Source organism: Streptomyces abikoensis (assembly GCF_014648775.1).
Taxonomy (GTDB): domain Bacteria; phylum Actinomycetota; class Actinomycetes; order Streptomycetales; family Streptomycetaceae; genus Streptomyces; species Streptomyces abikoensis.
Genome location: NZ_BMRT01000001.1, coordinates 556,881 through 574,227, shown reverse-complemented (window position 1 = coordinate 574,227; position 17,347 = coordinate 556,881). Strand labels below are relative to the sequence as shown.

Genomic DNA, 17,347 nt, shown 5'->3' with positions numbered 1-17,347 from the left:
ATGGCCACCCCACCAGGCTTCCCACCGGGGCCGCCTTCCGGGCCGCCGTACGGACCTCACGGACCGTCCGGCGGCTTCGGCCCCGCCCGCCCGCCGGACCCGCCGCCCCCGTCCGACGGCGGGGGAGGGCGGCGGGTGGCGACGGCCGTCGCCGCGCTGCTGGGGGCCGCGGTGCTCGCGGTGGCGGCCGTGGTGCTCCTCGCCGACAAGGATCCCGGCGGCAGCACACCGAGCCACAGCACGGTGCCGACCGGCACCGCCTCGTCCCCCTTCCCGCTCCCCACCGGGCTACCGTCGAGCCTGCCCAGCGGCCTGCCGTCGGGGTTCCCGTCGGGCCTGCCCACGGCGCTTCCCTCGGACATCTTCGGTTTCTGAGCGGGTGCCCCGAAGGGGCGCGGGGAACTGCGCGACCAGCCACGACGCACCCGCAGACGACTCGCCGGCTAGCCTCCGCTACCCGGCCACCGACGCGAGCCGCGCGGCGACCCGCTCCGGCGCCCCCGCCGCCACCAGCCGCTCCGCGTCCTCACGCACAGTCGGCTCCCCGGGCACGGGCGTCAGCTCATGGCCCGGAGCCAGCGCCTCCGCCAGCAGCCGCCGCGCCAGGACCGCCGCCTCCCTCGCGAGGAACGCCAGGGCCTCGACGTCGAGCCCGTGCGCCTCCTCGGCCCCGTCGCCCTCACCGGTCAGGACGGGCGGCCGCCCCGCCGCGTCCACCGGCGGTGGGGGATCCGGAAGCGGCGGCACGAGGCCGCGCCCCGCGAACGCCTCACACGCCGGTATCCCCGCCGGTGGCTCCAGGGCGTGATCGGCGGCGCGCGGAGCACTGCGCGCCCGCAGCTCCTCCAGCAACTCGCCCTCCCCGCGCCCCCGTAGCAGCAACAGGACGAGCGGGTCGCGGTCGAGCAGCCCGGCCACCTGATGGCACAGGGCCGTCGAATGCGGGCAGTGGTCCCACGCCCCGCAGGCGCACTCGGCCTCCAGATCACCGATGCCGGGCAGCAGGTCGACGCCCGCCGCGGCCGCGTCCTCGGCCAGGTGCGGCGGCAGTTCCCCGTCCAGCAGCGCCGCGAGGTGCTCGGGACGGTCGGTCACCACGTCCAGGAGCCGGTCCCAGTCGGCGTCCGAGAACCGCTGGACCACCACGTCCGCGCGGTACGGGACGCCGTCCCGGTCGCGGACGAGCGCGGTGATCCGCCCCGGCCGCACGGACACCGCCCCGACCGCTCCCGCGCGGGCGTACCGGCGGCCGGCCTTCACCTGCTTGCCGTCCAGGGCGGAGTCCTCCAGCGCCTTGAGCCAGGCCCGGCCCAACCGGCCGGTGGCGAAGTCCCGCCCGGCCCCCGGGGGCGGGGACGCGAAGACGCGCTCCCGCCGGTCGTGTGCCGCTGTCGTCATCGTCCGGTCCCCCTCAGTGCCACGAGCTCCGCCAGTTCGGCGTCGCTCAGTTCGGTCAGCGCGGCCTCCCCGGCGCCGCCCAGCACCGCGTCCGCGAGGGCCTGCTTGCGCGCCAGCATCTCCGCGATGCGGTCCTCGACGGTGCCCTCGGCGACGAGCCGGTGCACCTGTACGGGCTGGGTCTGGCCGATGCGGTAGGCCCGGTCGGTGGCCTGGGTTTCGACCGCGGGATTCCACCAACGGTCGAAGTGCACGACATGACCGGCGCGCGTGAGGTTCAGGCCCGTGCCGGCCGCCTTCAACGACAGCAGGAAGACCGGGATCCCGCCCTCCTGGAAGCGCCGGACCAGCTCCTCCCGTCGCGCCACGGGCGTACCGCCGTGCAGCAGCGCGGTGCTCACGCCCCGCGCGGCCAGATGACGCTCCAGAAGGCGCGCCATCTGGACGTACTGGGTGAACACCAGCACGCTTCCGTCCTCGGCGAGGATGGTGTCCAGCAGCTCGTCGAGGAGCTCGACCTTGCCGGAACGCCCCTCGATCCGGGGGCCGTCGCCGCTCCCGCCGGGCTTCGCCGGGATGGGCTCCTTGAGGAACTGGGCGGGATGGTTGCAGATCTGCTTGAGCCCGGTGAGCAGCTTGACGATCAGCCCGCGCCGTTCGAGCCCGTCCGCCTCCGCGATCTCCGCGAGGATCTCCCGCACCACGGCCTCGTACAGCCCCGCCTGTTCCTTGGTGAGCGCGACCGGGTGGTCGGTCTCGGTCTTGGGCGGCAGCTCGGGCGCGATGCCCGGGTCGGACTTGCGGCGGCGCAGCAGGAACGGGCGGACGAGCGCCGCGAGGCGCTCGGCGGCCGCCGGGTCGGTGCCGCTCTCCACGGCACGGGCGTGGCGGCTGCGGAAGCCGCCGAGCGTGCCGAGGAGCCCGGGCGTGGTCCAGTCGAGGATCGCCCACAGCTCGGACAGGTTGTTCTCGACAGGCGTGCCGGACAGCGCCACGCGTGCCTTCGCCCCGATGGTGCGCAGGGCCTTGGCGGTCGCGGAGGACGGGTTCTTGACGTGCTGGGCCTCGTCGGCGACGACCAGGCCCCAGCCGGTGCCCGCCAGCCTCGCCGCGTCCAGCCGCATCGTGCCGTAGGTGGTGAGGACGAACTCGCCCTCGCCGAGCGCGTCCAGATCGCGGGACGTGCCGTGGAAGCGGCGGACCGGGGTGCCGGGAGCGAAACGTTCGATCTCGCGCTGCCAGTTGCCCATCAGGGAGGCCGGGCAGACCACCAGGGTGGGGCCGGCGGCCTCCGGCAGGGTCTGGCGGTGCAGGTGAAGGGCGATCAGGGTGATGGTCTTGCCCAAACCCATGTCGTCGGCCAGGCAGCCGCCGAGGCCGAGCGACGTCATCCGGTTCAGCCAATCGAGGCCGCGCAGCTGGTAGTCGCGCAGGGTGGCCGCCAGCGCGGCGGGCTGGGCGACCGGCTCCTGACGGGCCTCGGGGTCGGCGATGCGGTCGCGCAGCGCCGCCAGCCAGCCCGTCGCGCGCACCTCGACCGTCTCGTCGTCGTTTTCGGCGGGGGCGCTGCCGGTGAGCGCGACGCCCAGCGCCTCGGCGGGGGTGATCCGCCGGTCGCGCCTGGCGTGGGCGCGGCGCAGCGCCTCGGGATCGACGAGCACCCACTGGTCGCGCAGCCGTACGACGGGGCGGCTCGCCTCGGCGAGCCGGTCCAGTTCCGCTCTCGTCAGCTCCTGGTCGCCGATGGCGAAACGCCAGCCGAAGGCGAGCAGTTTGTCGGCGGACAGCAGGGACGGCATGCCCGAGCGGTGCCCGGGCGCGTTGTCCTCGTCCGGTGGGCCGACGACGGCGCGGGCGGTGAGCTCGCGGACCAGGTCCTTGGGCCAGTGGACCTCGACGCCCGCGGCGTCCAGCGCCCGGGCGGCCGCGCCGAGGAGCTCCCCGGTCTCCTCGTCGGCGAGGTCGACGGCGGTGGGCACCGCGGCCGACACCAGGGGGGAGAGCGCGGGCCAGGCGTGGGCGGCGCGCCGCAGGGCGCGCAGCGCGTTCATGCGGGCGCCGCCGAGCGCGCGGCCCGCCGGGGACGCGCCGGACCACACGTCGGCGGCGTCGGCGACCAGCGCGGGGTCGGAGAGGCTGTGCAGTTGCGGCACGGCCCGGAAGCGCGGGCGGAGCTCGTCGCCCGTCCCGCCGGCCCCCGTAGGCGCGAGGACCTCGACGCGCAGGGACAGTCGTACGGCCGTGTCGTACCCGGTGGCCCAGGCGCGTGCGGCGGGCACGCGCTGGGGCTCGGGGGCGGCGAAGGGCCGGCCGCCCGCGGCGAGGGCGGCGGCGGGGGAGCGGGGCAGGCCGTCGGCGACGGCGTCGAGGAAGGACCGGACGAGCCCCTCGGGTTCGGGCAGCAGGGGCGTCCCGCCGCCCGGCAGCGGCACGGCGTGCGCCGTGGGCGGCATGGCCGCGGCGAGCTCCTGGACACGGCGGGTGTCGTCCGGGGTGAGCGGCCCGGTCCGCCAGGTGTCGTGGTCGGTGCCGGTCAGCCCGGGCAGCAGCTTGCCGCGCGCGGCGAACTGGAGGGCGAGGACGGCGACGGCGCCCCAGAAGGCGGCCGTCTCGTCGGCCCGGGCGGCCCGGGCGCGGGTGAGGACGGGGACGGCGTCGCGCACGGGCAGCACGTTCGCCCGGACGGTCGTCGTGGTCACGTCGTCGCCGTCGGGGACGGCGACGGTCAGCTCCTCGACGGCGCCGCCCGCCAGGGGCGGAGTGCCGTCCGGGAGCCAGAAGGCGACCCGCCCGGTGCGGGCGGGGTCCCCGGGGAGGAAGACCGCCTGACAGCGGGCGAGCAGGGAGACGTCGGAGGGTGTCGCGGCAGAGAGCGGAGTCACAGCGCTGCGCATTCCTCAAATTTGACTAGTGCGGGCTTCGGAGCGGCCGAGGGTACAGGAGACGCACGACAGGCGAGAGGATTCCACGGGTGAGCCGCGTCACTCCCCTCCACGCGGGCCGACGTACGCTGAAACCGTTCGGCAGCCGTCATGAAGGAGGCACGGACATGACCAACAGGGCGAAGGTCGCCGTGGGCGGTGTGGCGGTGGGGGTGGTCCTGCTGTGGCTGCTGCCCTTCTGGGCGGCGCTGCTGGTGATCGTCGGCATCCCCCTCGGCGCCTATCTGCTGCTCGACCCCTCACAGCGCACGCGGCTGCGCAGGGTCTCCCGCAAACAGCTGGACCGCTAGGAGCACGGTGACCGTTAGGGACACGGTGACCGTTGAGGGGCGCGGCGACCGTCAGGGGTGAGCGGTGAACGCGGGGGCGAGCGCCGCCTCCGTCAGCAGCCGCGCGCGGCCGGAGCCGTCGGCCGGGACGGTCCACAGGTCGGAGCCGTAGTCGCCGGGCAGGGAGTACACGAGCGTGTGCCCGTCCCGCCAGACCGCCTGGTCGTCGACGCTCCGCCGCTCCGCCGTGGCGGTCTCGCGCAGGGTGCGCAGGTCCAGGACGTACAGCCGCCAGGGCGCGTCGGGCGACACGCCCTCGACACGCTTCTTGTAGGCGACGCGCGTCCCGTCGGGGGAGAGGGAGGGACATTCGACGTTCTCGTGGAGGGCGCGCAGCGTCCGCTCCGAGCGGTTCCCGCGCACCAGATAGGTCTTGCCACCCGTGGCGACGGTGGCGTAGAAGTGCCCGGCGTCGGCGAAGGTGACGCCCCAGACGTTGAGGTCCGCCGCCCGGTGGGGCCGGCCGTCCAGGACGAACCGGTAGGTCTCCAGATCCCGGTCCAGTTCCCCGGTGCGGACGTCCAGGACCGAGGTGCGGGTGGAGAACGCGGTGCCCGCGTAGGAGTCGCCGCTGACGAAGACCGTCCAGGCCGCGGCGCGCCCGTCGGGGGAGACCCGCGCGCGGGTGGGGATGCCCGCCAGGTCGTAGCGGCGCAGCGGGCGCAGGCGCGCGTCGAGCACCACCGCCCGGTAGACGTCCCGCAGGCCGCTGCGCGCCGACTGGAGGCAGATGCCCGTGCCCGCCGCCGTGTGGAAGCGCAGACAGCGGACTCCGGAGGACGTGCGGGCACCGGCCGGGTCGGCGTCGGAGACGGAGACGATCTCGTCGCGGTGCGGTCCCCAGGCCATGTTCCGGAAGACGTCGCGGCCCGGGGCGTCGAGGGTGACCGCGCCGGGCCGTACGGGCGGGCCGCCCGCCCGGGGCCGGTCCTTCTCCGCAGCCCGGTCGGCGGCGCGCAGGGTGGCGCCGACCGCGACGCCCGACAGGAGGAGGACGGCGGCGAGCAGGATCAGGAGTCGGTGGGTGCGGTTCATCCGGTTCAACGGGCGGGCTCCGGTGGGACGTCGGCGGGCGGGCGCAGCAGGGCGGCACTGGCGGCGGCGGAGACGAGGAGGCCGGTGGCCGCCGCGCCCAGCGCCGTGCGGTCGCCCCACGCCGTCCAGGCCGCGCCGAAGGCGATCGAGCAGACGAAGCGCGCCGCGGCCTGACCGGTCTGGACGACCGCGAGTCCGCTGCCCCGGATCTCCCGGGGCACGGCGTCGGCGGTAGCGGCGGCCAGTACCCCGTCGGTGGCGGCGTAGAACGTGCCGTGCAGGGTGAGAACGGCGCAGGCCAGGGCGGGCGAGCTCCCCAGGGGCGCGAGCAGCAGCCCGTACGCGCCGAGGAGCGCGAGGTGGCCGCAGAGGAACAGCCTGCGCCTGCCGAAGCGGTCGGCGACCGCGCCGAGCGGCACCGCCAGCAGGAGGAAGGCCGTGGCGGTGCCCAGGGGCAGCAGCGGGAACCACGCCTCGGTGACGGCGAGGCGGCGCTGGAGGGTGAGGTAGAGGAAGGAGTCGCTGACGGTGGTCAGCCCGAGGAGCACCGCGCAGGCGGTGAGCCTGCGGACCCCGGGGCGGCGCAGGAGGTCCCGGAGCGGAGTCCGCTCGCCGAGGCGGAGCCCTGGACCGCCGGGGTGCGTAGGTTTGCCGAGGCCCGTGGGTTCGTCGGGTCGGGCGGGAACGAACAGCCAGAGGACGAGCACGCCGAGGGCCGCCACGCAGCCGCTGACCGTGAAGACCGCGTCGTACCCCTCGGCGGCGGTCCGCAGGACGAGGAAGGCCAGGAGGGGGCCGAGCAGCGCCCCGGCGGTGTCCATGGCCCGGTGCACGCCGAACGCCCGGCCCCGGTCGGCGGGTTCGCAGGCCAGCGAGATCATGGCGTCGCGTGGCGCGGTGCGGAGCCCCTTGCCGGTGCGGTCGGCCGCCAGGACGGCGCCGATCAGCGGAACGCCGTGCACGACGAGCAGCAGCGGTTTGCACAGGGCGGAGAGACCGTAACCGAGGACGGCCACGGTCTTGTGCCCGCCGTCGCGGCGGTCGGCGAGCCGGCCGCCGACGAGGCGCACGAGCGCGCTGACGCCGTTGTAGAGGCCGTCCAGCAGCCCGAAGCCGAGCGGGGACAGCCCCAGCCCGGCGACCAGGTAGAGCGGCAGGACGGCGCTGACCATCTCCGAGGAGACGTCGGTGACCAGGCTGACGGTGCCGAGCGCGAACACCGTGGCGGGAACGGCGGCCCGCCGGCCGGGAGCGGGGTTCCGGCCGACGGCGCCGGTGGTGGTGCGACGGTCCGCGAGATACACGGTCAACTGTTCCAGACGCCGGTGATGTCCTTGCCGTTCGCGGCGTTCCCGGCGTGCGGGAGACCGTACATGGTCTCCAGGGTGCGCAGTACGTCGTAGTGGTTGTACGTGGTGTCGGAGGTGGAGCCGGGCTTGACCTGCTGGCCGTAGAGGACGGTGGGGATCCGGTTGCCGCTGAGGCGGTTGTCCTCGTCGAAGGTGATCAGCAGCAGGCTGTTGTGGGTCTTGGCCCAGTCTGCGTAGGACTTGAGGTTGTTCTTCAGCCAAGTGTCGCCGGTGCCGACGGAACAGTCGTGCATGTCGCTGCACATGTTCGGCACGATGAAGGAGACGGTGGGAAGAGTGGTGTAGTCCTTCGGGAAGGCGCCGAAGGTGTGCGCGGTGCTGGTGGGGACGTTGCCGAAGCCGAACCATGGGTTGTGCTTCTGGCGGTACTTGCCGCTCTCGCAGGTCGTGGAGCCCTCGGCGGGCAGGGACTCGTTGTAGCTGGCCCAGGTCTTGCCCGCGGCGAGCAGCTCCGAGCCGAGGTTGGGCTCCTCGCTGAAGCCGGGGTCGACGCAGCTGTCGTCGGTGACGCCCTGGGTGTCGCCGGAGAACAGCGCGTAGTAGTTGGGCTGGCTGGGGTGGGTCTCGGCGTACGAGGCGGTCAGGTTCGCGCCGCCGGCGGCCAGGGAGTTGATGTACGGGGCGCTGGAGCTGCCCATGACCTGGTCGTAGGCGTGGTTCTCGAAGACGACGACCACCACGTGGTCGGGTGTGGGAACGGCCGGCGCGGCGGTGGAGTCCGAGGCCCACAGGCCGAGGGAGGTGGCGGCGAGGCCGAAGGCCGTGGCGAGGGCGAGGGAGTGGCGGCGGTGGAGTCGGAGACGGCGGCGGTGGGGACGACGGGCAGGACTGGCTGCGGCGGGCACGAGCTCCTCCGGGCGAAGCGGTGTCGGTGGGGGTGTGAGCCGAGTGCGCTGGCAGCGTAGGGCGGCGCGGGGTGGCATGTACACGACTTCAACATGACGAATCCGGGAACGCCTGCCGAGCGGAGCGCGACAGGCGCCACCTCGGAGGGTGCCCGGCGTCAGGCGGCAGGGAGTCCCAGGAGGGTGCGGGCCACCGTCTGGGGGGATTCGTCGCGCTCGCGCGCGAGGGCTATGACGGCGCGGCACGCGAGCTCGTTCACGCCGAAGCTGAGGGCTTCCGGCGAGACCCAGCGCGCCGCCTCCATGCTTTTGTCGTAGTCGTTCTCGGCGCAGGCGGTGACATATGCCGCTGCGGCCTCGAAGAGATTGTGCTGCCGGCTCACCAGCGGCCGTGGCGCCGGTGCCCGCCGAGCCTCTTCCGAGTGCTTGCGGAGTTTGTTGAACACGCGGATCACCTGCCCCCGTGAGCGGCAAATTCCTGCGGTCGTTCAAGTGTGCCCCGTGGGCACGGATTTGAACCTCCGGATAATGCGACGGTGTCCGTGGGGTGAAGGCTCGTTTGCTCATTTTCCGCGTCATGTCCGCATCCTGTGTCAACTGGCGAACGGATGCGCATCGGAGGGGAGGGTGGGTTGCCCGGAGCGCGGAGGTGGGCAAGGCTTGCACGGCGGTTACGGGGAATTGCCGAACGGGGAGGCGGGGCATGGGAATCGGTAAGGAACTCGACTCGATGCTGGACGAGTTGGCCGAGGAGGGCGGTGGGATACGCCACGCATTGGTGCTGTCCAACGATGGGCTTGTGACGGGAGCGAGCGCGAGTCTGACGAGAGAGGAGGCCGAACACCTGGCGGCGGTCGCCTCCGGACTCCACAGTCTCGCCAGAGGAACGGGCCGGCAATTCCGGGCGGGCGGCGTGCGCCAGACCATGGTCGAATTCGATCGGGGCGTGTTGTTCGTGACGGCCGCCGACGAGGAGAGCTGCCTGTGCGTACTCGGTGAGGCCGAGGCCGACATCGGCCGGATCGCCTACGAGATGACCTTGCTGGCCAACCGCATCGGGGGCCGGAGCCGCTGACTCCGGCTGGCGGCGCACCGCTGATCACGCGGGGTGTCCGCGTGTCCGCCAAGGTTATCCACAGGCTCGACGGGGTGTCGCATCCCACCGCTATCGTCGTCACTGTCAGTAATCGGACGATGGCGGGAGGGCGTCGTGGAGGTACGACAGGCACGGCGGACGCGGCAGGAAACGCGGCGGCGGGAGCCGGAGGGGGCGCGGGGGCGGGCCGGGGCGCACGGCCCGGCGGGGCCGGGGGTCCCCTTGGCCCGGGCCGCACGGGAGCTCGGGCTCAAGCCGCGCGAGTTCGAACTGGCCGTCCAGCTGGGGGAGGTGCGGACCGTCGCGGCCGGCCCGGACGGGCGGCGACGGGTCCCACCGGAGGAGATCGACCGGCACGGATCGAGCGAGGGCTTCCCCGAAGCGCTGCGCTCCCGGCTCTGGGCCGTGGGCACGGCGGAAGGAGCCGAGCTCATGGGCGTCGGCGCCGCCCGCTTCACCCGCCTGGCCCGGGCCGGGTGCTTCACCCCGGTCCGCTTCTACGTCAACCGGTACCGCGCCGTCGTCTGGCACTATCTGGCCGCCGACCTCGCGGAGTTCGCGGACCGCGAACCAGGGCTGCTCACCGGCCGCATCCCCGCCCTGCTGCGGACCGCGCTGGACGAACACTCCGACCGGCGTGCCCGGGGCTGGCGTGCCCGCCGGGTCGACCAGCTGACCGCCCAGGCATCGGACGCCTGGCAGCGGGCGGCCGCCACCGCCGCCGTGCTCGACGCCCCGGAACTGGCACAGGCTGTGCCCGACCCGGGTGAACGGGCGTATCTGAACGCGCTGCGCCCGGAGCTGACCCGGATCCGCTCGGAGGTCCCGGCGGCCCGTGAGGTGATCGAGTCGCTGGTGCTGGCCGAGGACCCGGACGAGATCGACTGGTACCGCCACTGCCTCACGACCGCACTGACCCAGGCCAGAGCCACCCGGCCCGCACCCGGCACCGAGGGGAACGGGGAGACGACGCAGGCACCGGCGGCCGAGCCGGAGCCCCGGCAGGGTGGCGCCGAACCGCCGGCGGCGGCCCGGTCCGTGCGGCCCGGAAGGATCTGGTCATGGCTGCGCGGGCGCGCGTAGGCCACGGCCCGGCGGAGTGCCGCGCACGCCGCCGGACCGTGACCTCGAAAGGATCAGAGCTGGCCGACGTCCATGACCCGGACGACCGCCCGGCCCTCCTCGTCGGAGGCCGCGAGGTCCACCTCTGCGGAGATGCCCCAGTCGTGATCGCCGTTGGGGTCGGCGAAGGACTGGCGGACCCGCCACAGACCGTCCTCCGGCCGTTCCTCGATCCGCAGCAGCTTCGGCCCACGCGCGTCGGGGCCCGTGCCCAGGTCGTCGTACTCGTCCCAGTAGGCGTCCATGGCCTCGCCCCAGCGGTCCTCGTCCCAGCCGGACTCCGCGTCCATCTCGCCGAGCTCGGCGACCTTGTCCAAGGCGGCGAGCTCCACCCGGCGGAACATCGCGTTGCGCACCAGCACCCGAAAGGCCCGGGCGTTGGCCGTGACGGGCTTGACCTGGTCGGCGCGCTCCTGGGCCTCCTCCGCGCTCTCCTCCGAGGGGTTGGCCAGCTGCTCCCACTCGTCCAGCAGGCTCGAGTCGACCTGGCGGACCATCTCGCCGAGCCAGGCGATCAGGTCCTCGAAGTCGTCGGACTTCAGGTCGTCCGGCACGGTGTGGTCCAGCGCCTTGTACGCGCTCGCCAGGTAGCGCAGCACGATGCCTTCGGTCCGGGCCAGGTCGTAGTGGGCCGTGAACTCCGTGAACGTCATCGCCCGCTCGTACATGTCACGGATGACCGACTTGGGCGACAGCGGGTGGTCGCCGACCCACGGGTGGCTCTTGCGGTAGACGTCGTAGGCGTGGGACAGCAGCTCCTCCAGCGGCTTGGGGTAGCTGACGTCCATGAGGCGCTCCATGCGCTCCTCGTACTCGACGCCCTCCGCCTTCATCGCCGCCACGGCCTCGCCGCGCGCCTTGTTCTGCTGCGCGGCCAGGATCTGCCGGGGGTCGTCCAGCGTCGACTCCACGACCGAGACCATGTCCAGCGCGTACGAGGGGGACTCCGGGTCCAGGAGCTCGAAGGAGGCCAGCGCGAACGTCGACAGCGGCTGGTTGAGCGCGAAGTCCGACTGGAGGTCGACCGTCAGCCGGACGATCCGGCCCTCGGCGTCCGGCTCGTCCAGCCGCTCCACCACGCCGCCGTCCAGCAGCGAACGGTAGATGGCGATGGCCCGGCGGATGTGCCGCAGCTGGTTCTTGCGCGGCTCGTGGTTGTCCTCCAGCAGCCGGCGCATCGCCTCGAAGGCGTTGCCCGGCCGGGCGATGACCGCCAGCAGCATCGCGTGGGTGACCCGGAAACGGGAAGTCAGCTGCTCCGGCTCGGAGGCGATCAGCTTCTCGAAGGTGCTCTCCGTCCAGTTGACGAAGCCCTCGGGAGCCTTCTTGCGGACCACCTTGCGGCGCTTCTTCGGGTCGTCCCCCGCCTTGGCCAGCGCCTTCTCGTTCTCGACGACGTGGTCGGGCGCCTGTGCGACGACGAATCCGGCCGTGTCGAAACCGGCCCGCCCGGCCCGGCCCGCGATCTGGTGGAACTCCCGGGCCCGCAGCGTCCGCACCCGCTGGCCGTCGTACTTGGTCAGCGCGGTGAAGAGCACCGTGCGGATGGGCACGTTCACCCCGACGCCCAGGGTGTCGGTACCGCAGATCACCTTCAGCAGCCCGGCCTGCGCCAGCCGCTCCACCAGCCGCCGGTACTTCGGCAGCATCCCGGCGTGGTGGACGCCGATACCGTGCCGGACGTAGCGGGAGAGGTTCCGGCCGAACTTGGTGGTGAAGCGGAAATTGCCGATCAGCTTGGCGATCTCGTCCTTCTCCTCGCGCGAGCACATGTTGATGCTCATCAGCGCCTGCGCCCGCTCGACGGCGGCCGCCTGGGTGAAGTGGACGATGTACACCGGGGCCTGCCGCGTCTGGAGCAGCTCGGTCAGCGTCTCCGTCAGCGGCGTCGCGCGGTACTCGTACGACAGCGGAACGGGACGGGTCGCCGAGCGGACCACCGAGGTCGGCCGGCCGGTGCGCCGGGTCAGGTCCTCCTCGAAGCGGGAGACGTCACCGAGCGTCGCGGACATCAGGATGAACTGCGCCTGGGGCAGCTCCAGCAGCGGGATCTGCCACGCCCAGCCACGGTCCTGCTCGGCGTAGAAGTGGAACTCGTCCATCACGACCTGGCCGATGTCGGCGTCCTTGCCGTCGCGCAGCGCGATGGAGGCGAGCACCTCGGCCGTGCAGCAGATCACCGGGGCGTCGGCGTTGACCGAGGCGTCGCCGGTGAGCATGCCGACGTTCTCGGTGCCGAAGATCTTGCACAGGTCGAAGAACTTCTCCGAGACCAGCGCCTTGATGGGAGCGGTGTAGAAGGTCACCTGGTCATTGGCGAGCGCGGTGAAGTGCGCGCCCGCCGCGACCAGGCTCTTCCCCGAGCCGGTGGGCGTCGAGAGGATCACGTTCGCCCCGGAGACCACCTCGATCAGCGCCTCCTCCTGGGCGGGGTACAGCGTGATGCCCCGCTCCTCGGCCCAGGTCGAGAAAGCTTCGAAAAGGGCATCGGGGTCGGCATGGCTCGGCATCTGATCGATAAGGGTCACACCCCCATACTGCCTGGCCCCCGGCCGGATCAGGGAACCGGCCGGTCGAACGATGATCATCCGGGCATTACGCTGAGTGGCCGACAGGGCGTCAGCGAGGTCCGGCACGGGCCGGCGAAGGGGTGGCACGACGATGATGGGACCGGCTCATTCGCTCTCCGGGGCGGCGGCCTGGCTGGGTGTGGGAGCGGCGGCCGCCGCGCTGGACCACCCCATGCCCTGGCCCGTGCTCGTCGTCGGCGCCCTGATCTGCGCCGGGGCCGCCCTGGCCCCGGACCTCGACCACAAGTCCGCGACGATATCGCGCTCCTTCGGCCCGATATCCCGGATCCTGTGCGGGATCATCGACCAGCTGTCCCACGCCGTCTACAAGGCCACGAAGTCCAAGGCCGACCCGCGCCGCAGCGGCGGCCACCGCACCCTGACCCACACCGCCCTCTGGGCGGTGCTGATAGGGGCCGGCGCCTCGGCGCTGGCGATGACCGGGGACCGCTGGGCCGTGCTCGGCATCCTCTTCGTGCATATGGTGCTCGCCGTCGAGGGGCTGCTCTGGCGGGCGGCCCGGACCTCCAGCGACGTACTGGTCTGGCTGCTCGGGGCCACCAGCGCCTGGATCCTCGCCGGGATCCTGGACCGACCGGGCAACGGCTCCCACTGGCTGTTCACCGGCCCCGGCCAGGAGTACCTGTGGCTGGGCCTGCCGATCGTCCTCGGCGCGCTCGTCCACGACATCGGGGACGCCCTCACGGTCTCCGGCTGCCCGATCCTGTGGCCCCTGCCCATAGCGCGCAAGCGCTGGTACCCCCTCGGCCCCCCGAAGTCGATGCGCTTCCGGGCCGGCAGCCGCGTCGAGGTCAAGATCCTGATGCCGGCCTTCATGATCCTCGGCGGTGTGGGCGGGCTGGGGGCCCTGGAGCTCCTCTGACCTCCCGGGCCCCCGCCCCGCCCGGCGGGCTAGCGGTGCCAGGAGCGCCACAGCGCCGCGTACGCGCCGTCCGCCGCGACCAGTTCGTCGTGGCTGCCCAACTCGCTGACCCGGCCGTCCTCCGCCACCACGATCACGTCCGCGTCATGGGCGGTGTGCAGCCGGTGGGCGATCGCCACGACCGTGCGCCCCTCCAGCACCTTCGCCAGGGAACGCTCCAGATGACGGGCGGCGCGCGGGTCCAGCAGGGAGGTCGCCTCGTCCAGGACCAGGGTGTGCGGATCCGCGAGCACCAGCCGGGCCAGGGCGATCTGCTGGGCCTGGGCCGGGGTCAGCGCGAGCCCGCCCGAGCCGACCTCGGTGTCCAGGCCCTGCTCCAGGGCCCGGGCCCAGCCCTCGGCGTCCACCGCGGCCAGGGCCGACCACAGCTCCTCGTCCCCGGCGTCCGGCCGGGCGAGCAGCAGATTGTCCCGCAGGGCGCCGACGAAGACGTGGTGCTCCTGGTTGACCAGCGCCACATGGCGGCGCACCCGCTCCGTCGGCATCCGGGAGAGCTCCGCGCCGCCCAGCGTCACCGACCCCGTCCGCGGCGCGTAGATCCCGGCCAGCAGCCGGCCCAGCGTCGACTTGCCCGCCCCGGACGGCCCGACCAGCGCCACCCGGGTGCCCGGCCGGACGTCGAGCGAGACCCCGTGCAGCACGTCGCCGCCGGGCGCGTAGCCGAAGCGCACCCGGTCCGCCCGCACGTCCCGGCCCGCCGGGCGCACCCGCTCGTCGGCATCGTCGGCGCCGATCTCCCGCACGCCCACGAGCCGGGCCAGCGAGACCTGCGCGACCTGCAGCTCGTCGTACCAGCGCAGGATCAGACCGAGCGGCTCGACGAGCATCTGCGCGAGCAGCGCGCCCGTCGTCAGCTCACCGACCGACAGCCAGCCCCGGAGCACACAGAACCCGCCGAGGAGCAGCACGACGCACAGCAGCAGCACGTGCGACACGTTGACGACGGGGTACAGCACCGAGCGCAGCCACAACGTATAGCGCTCCCACTGCACCCACTCGAAGACGCGACGGTCGGACAGCGCGACGCGCTCCCGGCCCAGCCGGTGCGCCTCGACGGTCCGCCCGGCGTCCACGGTCTCCGCCAGGGACGCGGCGACGGCCGCGTAACCGGCGGCCTCGGAGCGATAGGCGCCCGGCGCCCGCCGGAAGTACCAGCGGCAGCCGACGAACAGCAACGGGATCGTGACCAGCAGCGACAGCGCCAGCGGCGGCGCCGTGACGGTCAGCGCCCCCAGCAGCAGCCCCGCCCAGACGACGCCGATCGCCAGCTCGGGCACGGCCTCCCGCATGGCATTGGCCAGCCGGTCGATGTCCGTGGTGATCCGCGAGAGCAGATCACCGGTGCCCGCCCGCTCCAGCACACCCGGCGGCAGGCCCACCGACCGCACGAGGAAGTCCTCGCGCAGGTCGGCCAGCATCTCTTCGCCGAGCACCGCCCCGCGCAGCCGCACCATGCGCGTGAACAGCGCCTGGACGGCCAGGGCGACGGCGAAGAGGGAGACCGTACGGCCCAGGTGGAACTCGCGCGCGCCCGAGGCGAGGTCCTCGACCAGTCCGCCCAGCAGATACGGGCCCGCCATGGAGGCGAGCACGGCGACCGCGTTCGCTCCCACGAGCAGGGCGAAGGCGCCCCGGTGCCGGCGCAGTATCCCCTTCGCATAGCTCCGGACCGTGGTGCTTCCGGCCACCGGGAGGGTCGTCGCCGACTCCGGTGCGGCCGGGTCGTAGGCCGGTGGTGCCAGGCCGATCATGCCGTTTCCCCGATCTGCTCGCCGATCTCTTCTTCCGCCGTGTCCGGTTCCTCGTCCGTCCGGCGGGTGACGACCGCGCGGTAGGCGGGGTCGGTGCGCAGCAGCTCGGCGTGCGTCCCCACTGTCGCCACCCGGCCCTCCCGGAGGAACACCACCCGGTCGGCCCGGTCGAGCAGCAGGGGGCTGGAGGTGAACACCACCGTCGTACGGCCCGCGCGCAGCCGGCGCAGCCCGTCCGCGATCCGCGCCTCGGTGTGCGAGTCCACCGCGGCGGTCGGCTCGTCCAGCACCAGCGCCTCCGGGTCGGTGATCAGGGAGCGGGCGAGTGCCAGGCGCTGGCGCTGCCCGCCGGACAGCGAGCGGCCGCGTTCGGTGATCCGGGCCCGCATCGGGTCGTCGCTCCCGTCCGCCGAGGACCGGGTCAGCGAGGCCAGTACGTCGTCGCACTGCGCCGCCGCCAGAGCGGCCTCGGCCGTCACGGCTCCCGAGGAGGGCACGTCCAGGAGCTCGGCGAGGGTGCCCGACAGCAGTACCGGGTCCTTGTCCTGGACGAGCACGGCCTCGCGGGCCGCGCCGAGTGGCAGGTCGTCCAGCGCCACACCGCCCAGCAGCACGGAGGGTGTCCCCTCGTCGTCGCCGCCGTCGGCGTGACCGCCGAGCCGGTCGGCGAGCCGGCCCGCGGCGTCGGGGTCCCCGCACACCACCGCCGTCAGCCGCCCGGCCGGTGCGAGGAGCCCGGTGACGGGGTCGTACAGATCGCCGCGCGGCCGTGGCCCGGCCGCCTCCCGGTCGCCGTCCGGCGGTCCGACGCGCTCCAGCCCCAGCACCCTCGCGGCACGCGCCGCCGAGGGCCGGGAGAAGGAGTAGGCCTGGGCGATCTCCTCGAAGTGGCGCAACGGCAGCAGCAGGAAGCTGACCATGCCGTAGACCGTGACCAGCTCGCCCACCTCGATCCGGCCCTCTCGGACCAGCCGTACGCCGTACCAGACCACCGCGATCAGCAGCAGCCCCGGCAGCACCACCTGGACCGCCGCTATCAGTGCCCACATCCGGGCACTGCGCACGGCCGCCGTGCGCACCTCCTGGGAAGCACTGCGGTAGCGGGAGAGGAACAGTTCCTCGCCGCCGATGCCCCGCAGCACCCGCAGCCCGGCCACGGTGTCCGACGCCAGCTCGGTGGCCCGGCCGGCCTTCTCCCGCTGCTCGTCGGCCCGCCGCGTGGCGTGCGGCAGCAACGGCAGTACCGCCAGCGCCAGTACGGGCACACCGGCCGCGACCACCAGCCCCAGGAGGGGCTGGTAGACCGTCAGGGACACGCAGAGCACCAGGGTCGTGAGCAGTGCCGCCATGAAACGGGAGACGGACTCCACGAACCAGCCGATTTTCTCGACGTCGCCCGTGGACACCGCCACCACTTCACCGGCCGCGACCCGGCGCGTCAGCGTCGCCCCCAACTCGGCGGCCTTGCGCGCCAGAAGCTGCTGCACCCGGGCCGCCGCCGTGATCCAGTTGGTGACCGAGACCCTGTGCAGCATCATGTCGGCCAGCGCCATGACCGTCCCGAGCAGCAGCATCAGACCGGCCGCCAGCGCCAGCCGGGCGCCGGAACGGTCGACCACCGCCTGTACGGCGAGACCCGCCGCCAGCGGGAACAGGGCCACGGACGCCATGTTGACCGTGCCCCAGAACATCGCCTTGGCCTGGCCGCCCACCTGGGTCCGCCCCAGCCACAGCAGGAAGCGGGGGCCCGACCGGACGTCCGGGCGGCCGGGGTCGGCGAACGGCAGATCGCGAATGTGCATGACATCCCGGTTCGGAGTGGGTGGTTGGGGTCCGTGCCAGGCTCTCGGCAGGGAGATGTCCGGTTCAACTGGTTTTCCCGCGCCGGGTGTCCGGGCACCGCCCATCAGGCCGGGTTCGTACTGGTGCGCCACCCGGCGACGCGC

Annotated in this window: 13 protein-coding genes and 1 pseudogene; 5 read left to right on the top strand and 9 right to left on the bottom strand. The window is 73.4% G+C overall.

All coding sequences use genetic code 11. The features are described 5' to 3' along the window. The first annotated feature begins 135 nt into the window (after positions 1 to 135). Positions 136 to 375 carry a hypothetical protein gene (locus IE096_RS02495; RefSeq protein ID WP_189447882.1) on the top strand — a complete coding sequence of 80 codons (240 nt, stop codon included), beginning with the start codon at positions 136 to 138 and terminating at the stop codon, positions 373 to 375. Positions 376 to 456: 81 nt separating this feature from the next. Here IE096_RS02495 and IE096_RS02490 read toward each other — a convergent pair. Together IE096_RS02490 and IE096_RS02485 are read right to left on the bottom strand one after the other, a co-directional pair. Next, a pseudogene (locus tag IE096_RS02490) lies at positions 457 to 1,398 on the bottom strand (SWIM zinc finger family protein); the annotation flags it as partial. Beyond that, complete coding sequence (locus tag IE096_RS02485; RefSeq protein WP_189447878.1) at positions 1,395 to 4,292, bottom strand: SCO1167/SCO6262 family helicase; 2,898 nt, start codon at positions 4,290 to 4,292, stop codon at positions 1,395 to 1,397. The gene IE096_RS02485 and the pseudogene IE096_RS02490, both read right to left, overlap by 4 nt. Before the next feature lie 155 nt (positions 4,293 to 4,447). On the opposite strand from IE096_RS02485, the gene IE096_RS02480 reads away from it, so the two are divergent. After that, positions 4,448 to 4,630 (top strand): tail-anchor membrane protein, encoded by a 183-nt coding sequence (locus IE096_RS02480; protein ID WP_189447876.1) that lies wholly within the window; start codon positions 4,448 to 4,450, stop codon positions 4,628 to 4,630. A 51-nt stretch (positions 4,631 to 4,681) separates the two neighbouring features. On the opposite strand, the gene IE096_RS02475 is transcribed toward IE096_RS02480, so the two are convergent. From IE096_RS02475 to IE096_RS02460, 4 genes are all read right to left on the bottom strand, one after another. Continuing rightward, positions 4,682 to 5,704 carry a TolB family protein gene (locus IE096_RS02475; protein WP_189447874.1) on the bottom strand — a complete coding sequence of 341 codons (1,023 nt, stop codon included), beginning with the start codon at positions 5,702 to 5,704 and terminating at the stop codon, positions 4,682 to 4,684. A gap of 5 nt (positions 5,705 to 5,709) precedes the next feature. Beyond that, the gene (locus IE096_RS02470) at positions 5,710 to 7,008 is read right to left on the bottom strand and encodes an MFS transporter (protein ID WP_189447872.1); all 1,299 of its coding nucleotides are present in this window, start codon (positions 7,006 to 7,008) and stop codon (positions 5,710 to 5,712) included. Between the two features lie 2 nt (positions 7,009 to 7,010). Beyond that, on the bottom strand, positions 7,011 to 7,919 hold the full coding sequence (locus IE096_RS02465; RefSeq protein ID WP_268248273.1) for an alkaline phosphatase family protein: 909 nt from the start codon (positions 7,917 to 7,919) through the stop codon (positions 7,011 to 7,013). A 158-nt stretch (positions 7,920 to 8,077) separates the two neighbouring features. Then, a complete protein-coding gene (locus IE096_RS02460) occupies positions 8,078 to 8,305 on the bottom strand; it encodes a hypothetical protein (protein WP_229819981.1) in 228 nt (75 codons plus the stop codon). A 317-nt stretch (positions 8,306 to 8,622) separates the two neighbouring features. On the opposite strand from IE096_RS02460, the gene IE096_RS02455 reads away from it, so the two are divergent. Together IE096_RS02455 and IE096_RS02450 are read left to right on the top strand one after the other, a co-directional pair. Then, a complete protein-coding gene (locus tag IE096_RS02455; protein ID WP_189447870.1) occupies positions 8,623 to 8,994 on the top strand; it encodes a roadblock/LC7 domain-containing protein in 372 nt (123 codons plus the stop codon). Between the two features lie 243 nt (positions 8,995 to 9,237). Further along, positions 9,238 to 10,098 (top strand): DUF6397 family protein, encoded by an 861-nt coding sequence (locus tag IE096_RS02450; RefSeq protein ID WP_189447869.1) that lies wholly within the window; start codon positions 9,238 to 9,240, stop codon positions 10,096 to 10,098. A 53-nt stretch (positions 10,099 to 10,151) separates the two neighbouring features. Here IE096_RS02450 and IE096_RS02445 read toward each other — a convergent pair whose 3' ends face one another. Further along, positions 10,152 to 12,665: a DEAD/DEAH box helicase gene (locus IE096_RS02445; RefSeq protein ID WP_189447867.1), complete on the bottom strand. Its 2,514-nt coding sequence runs from the start codon at positions 12,663 to 12,665 to the stop codon at positions 10,152 to 10,154. 133 nt (positions 12,666 to 12,798) lie between these two features. Between IE096_RS02445 and IE096_RS02440 the strand changes: the two genes are divergently transcribed. Continuing rightward, complete coding sequence (locus IE096_RS02440; protein ID WP_189447865.1) at positions 12,799 to 13,590, top strand: metal-dependent hydrolase; 792 nt, start codon at positions 12,799 to 12,801, stop codon at positions 13,588 to 13,590. A 29-nt stretch (positions 13,591 to 13,619) separates the two neighbouring features. Here the strand turns inward: IE096_RS02440 and IE096_RS02435 are convergent, their stop codons facing one another. Both IE096_RS02435 and IE096_RS02430 read right to left on the bottom strand, forming a co-directional pair. Then, positions 13,620 to 15,401, bottom strand: coding sequence for an ABC transporter ATP-binding protein (locus tag IE096_RS02435; RefSeq protein ID WP_189447863.1), 1,782 nt, complete (start codon positions 15,399 to 15,401; stop codon positions 13,620 to 13,622). Next, entirely contained in the window at positions 15,398 to 17,203 is a 1,806-nt protein-coding gene (locus tag IE096_RS02430) for an ABC transporter transmembrane domain-containing protein (RefSeq protein ID WP_189447862.1), read from the bottom strand. Before IE096_RS02430 ends, IE096_RS02435 begins: the two co-directional genes overlap by 4 nt. Positions 17,204 to 17,347: the final 144 nt, after the last annotated feature.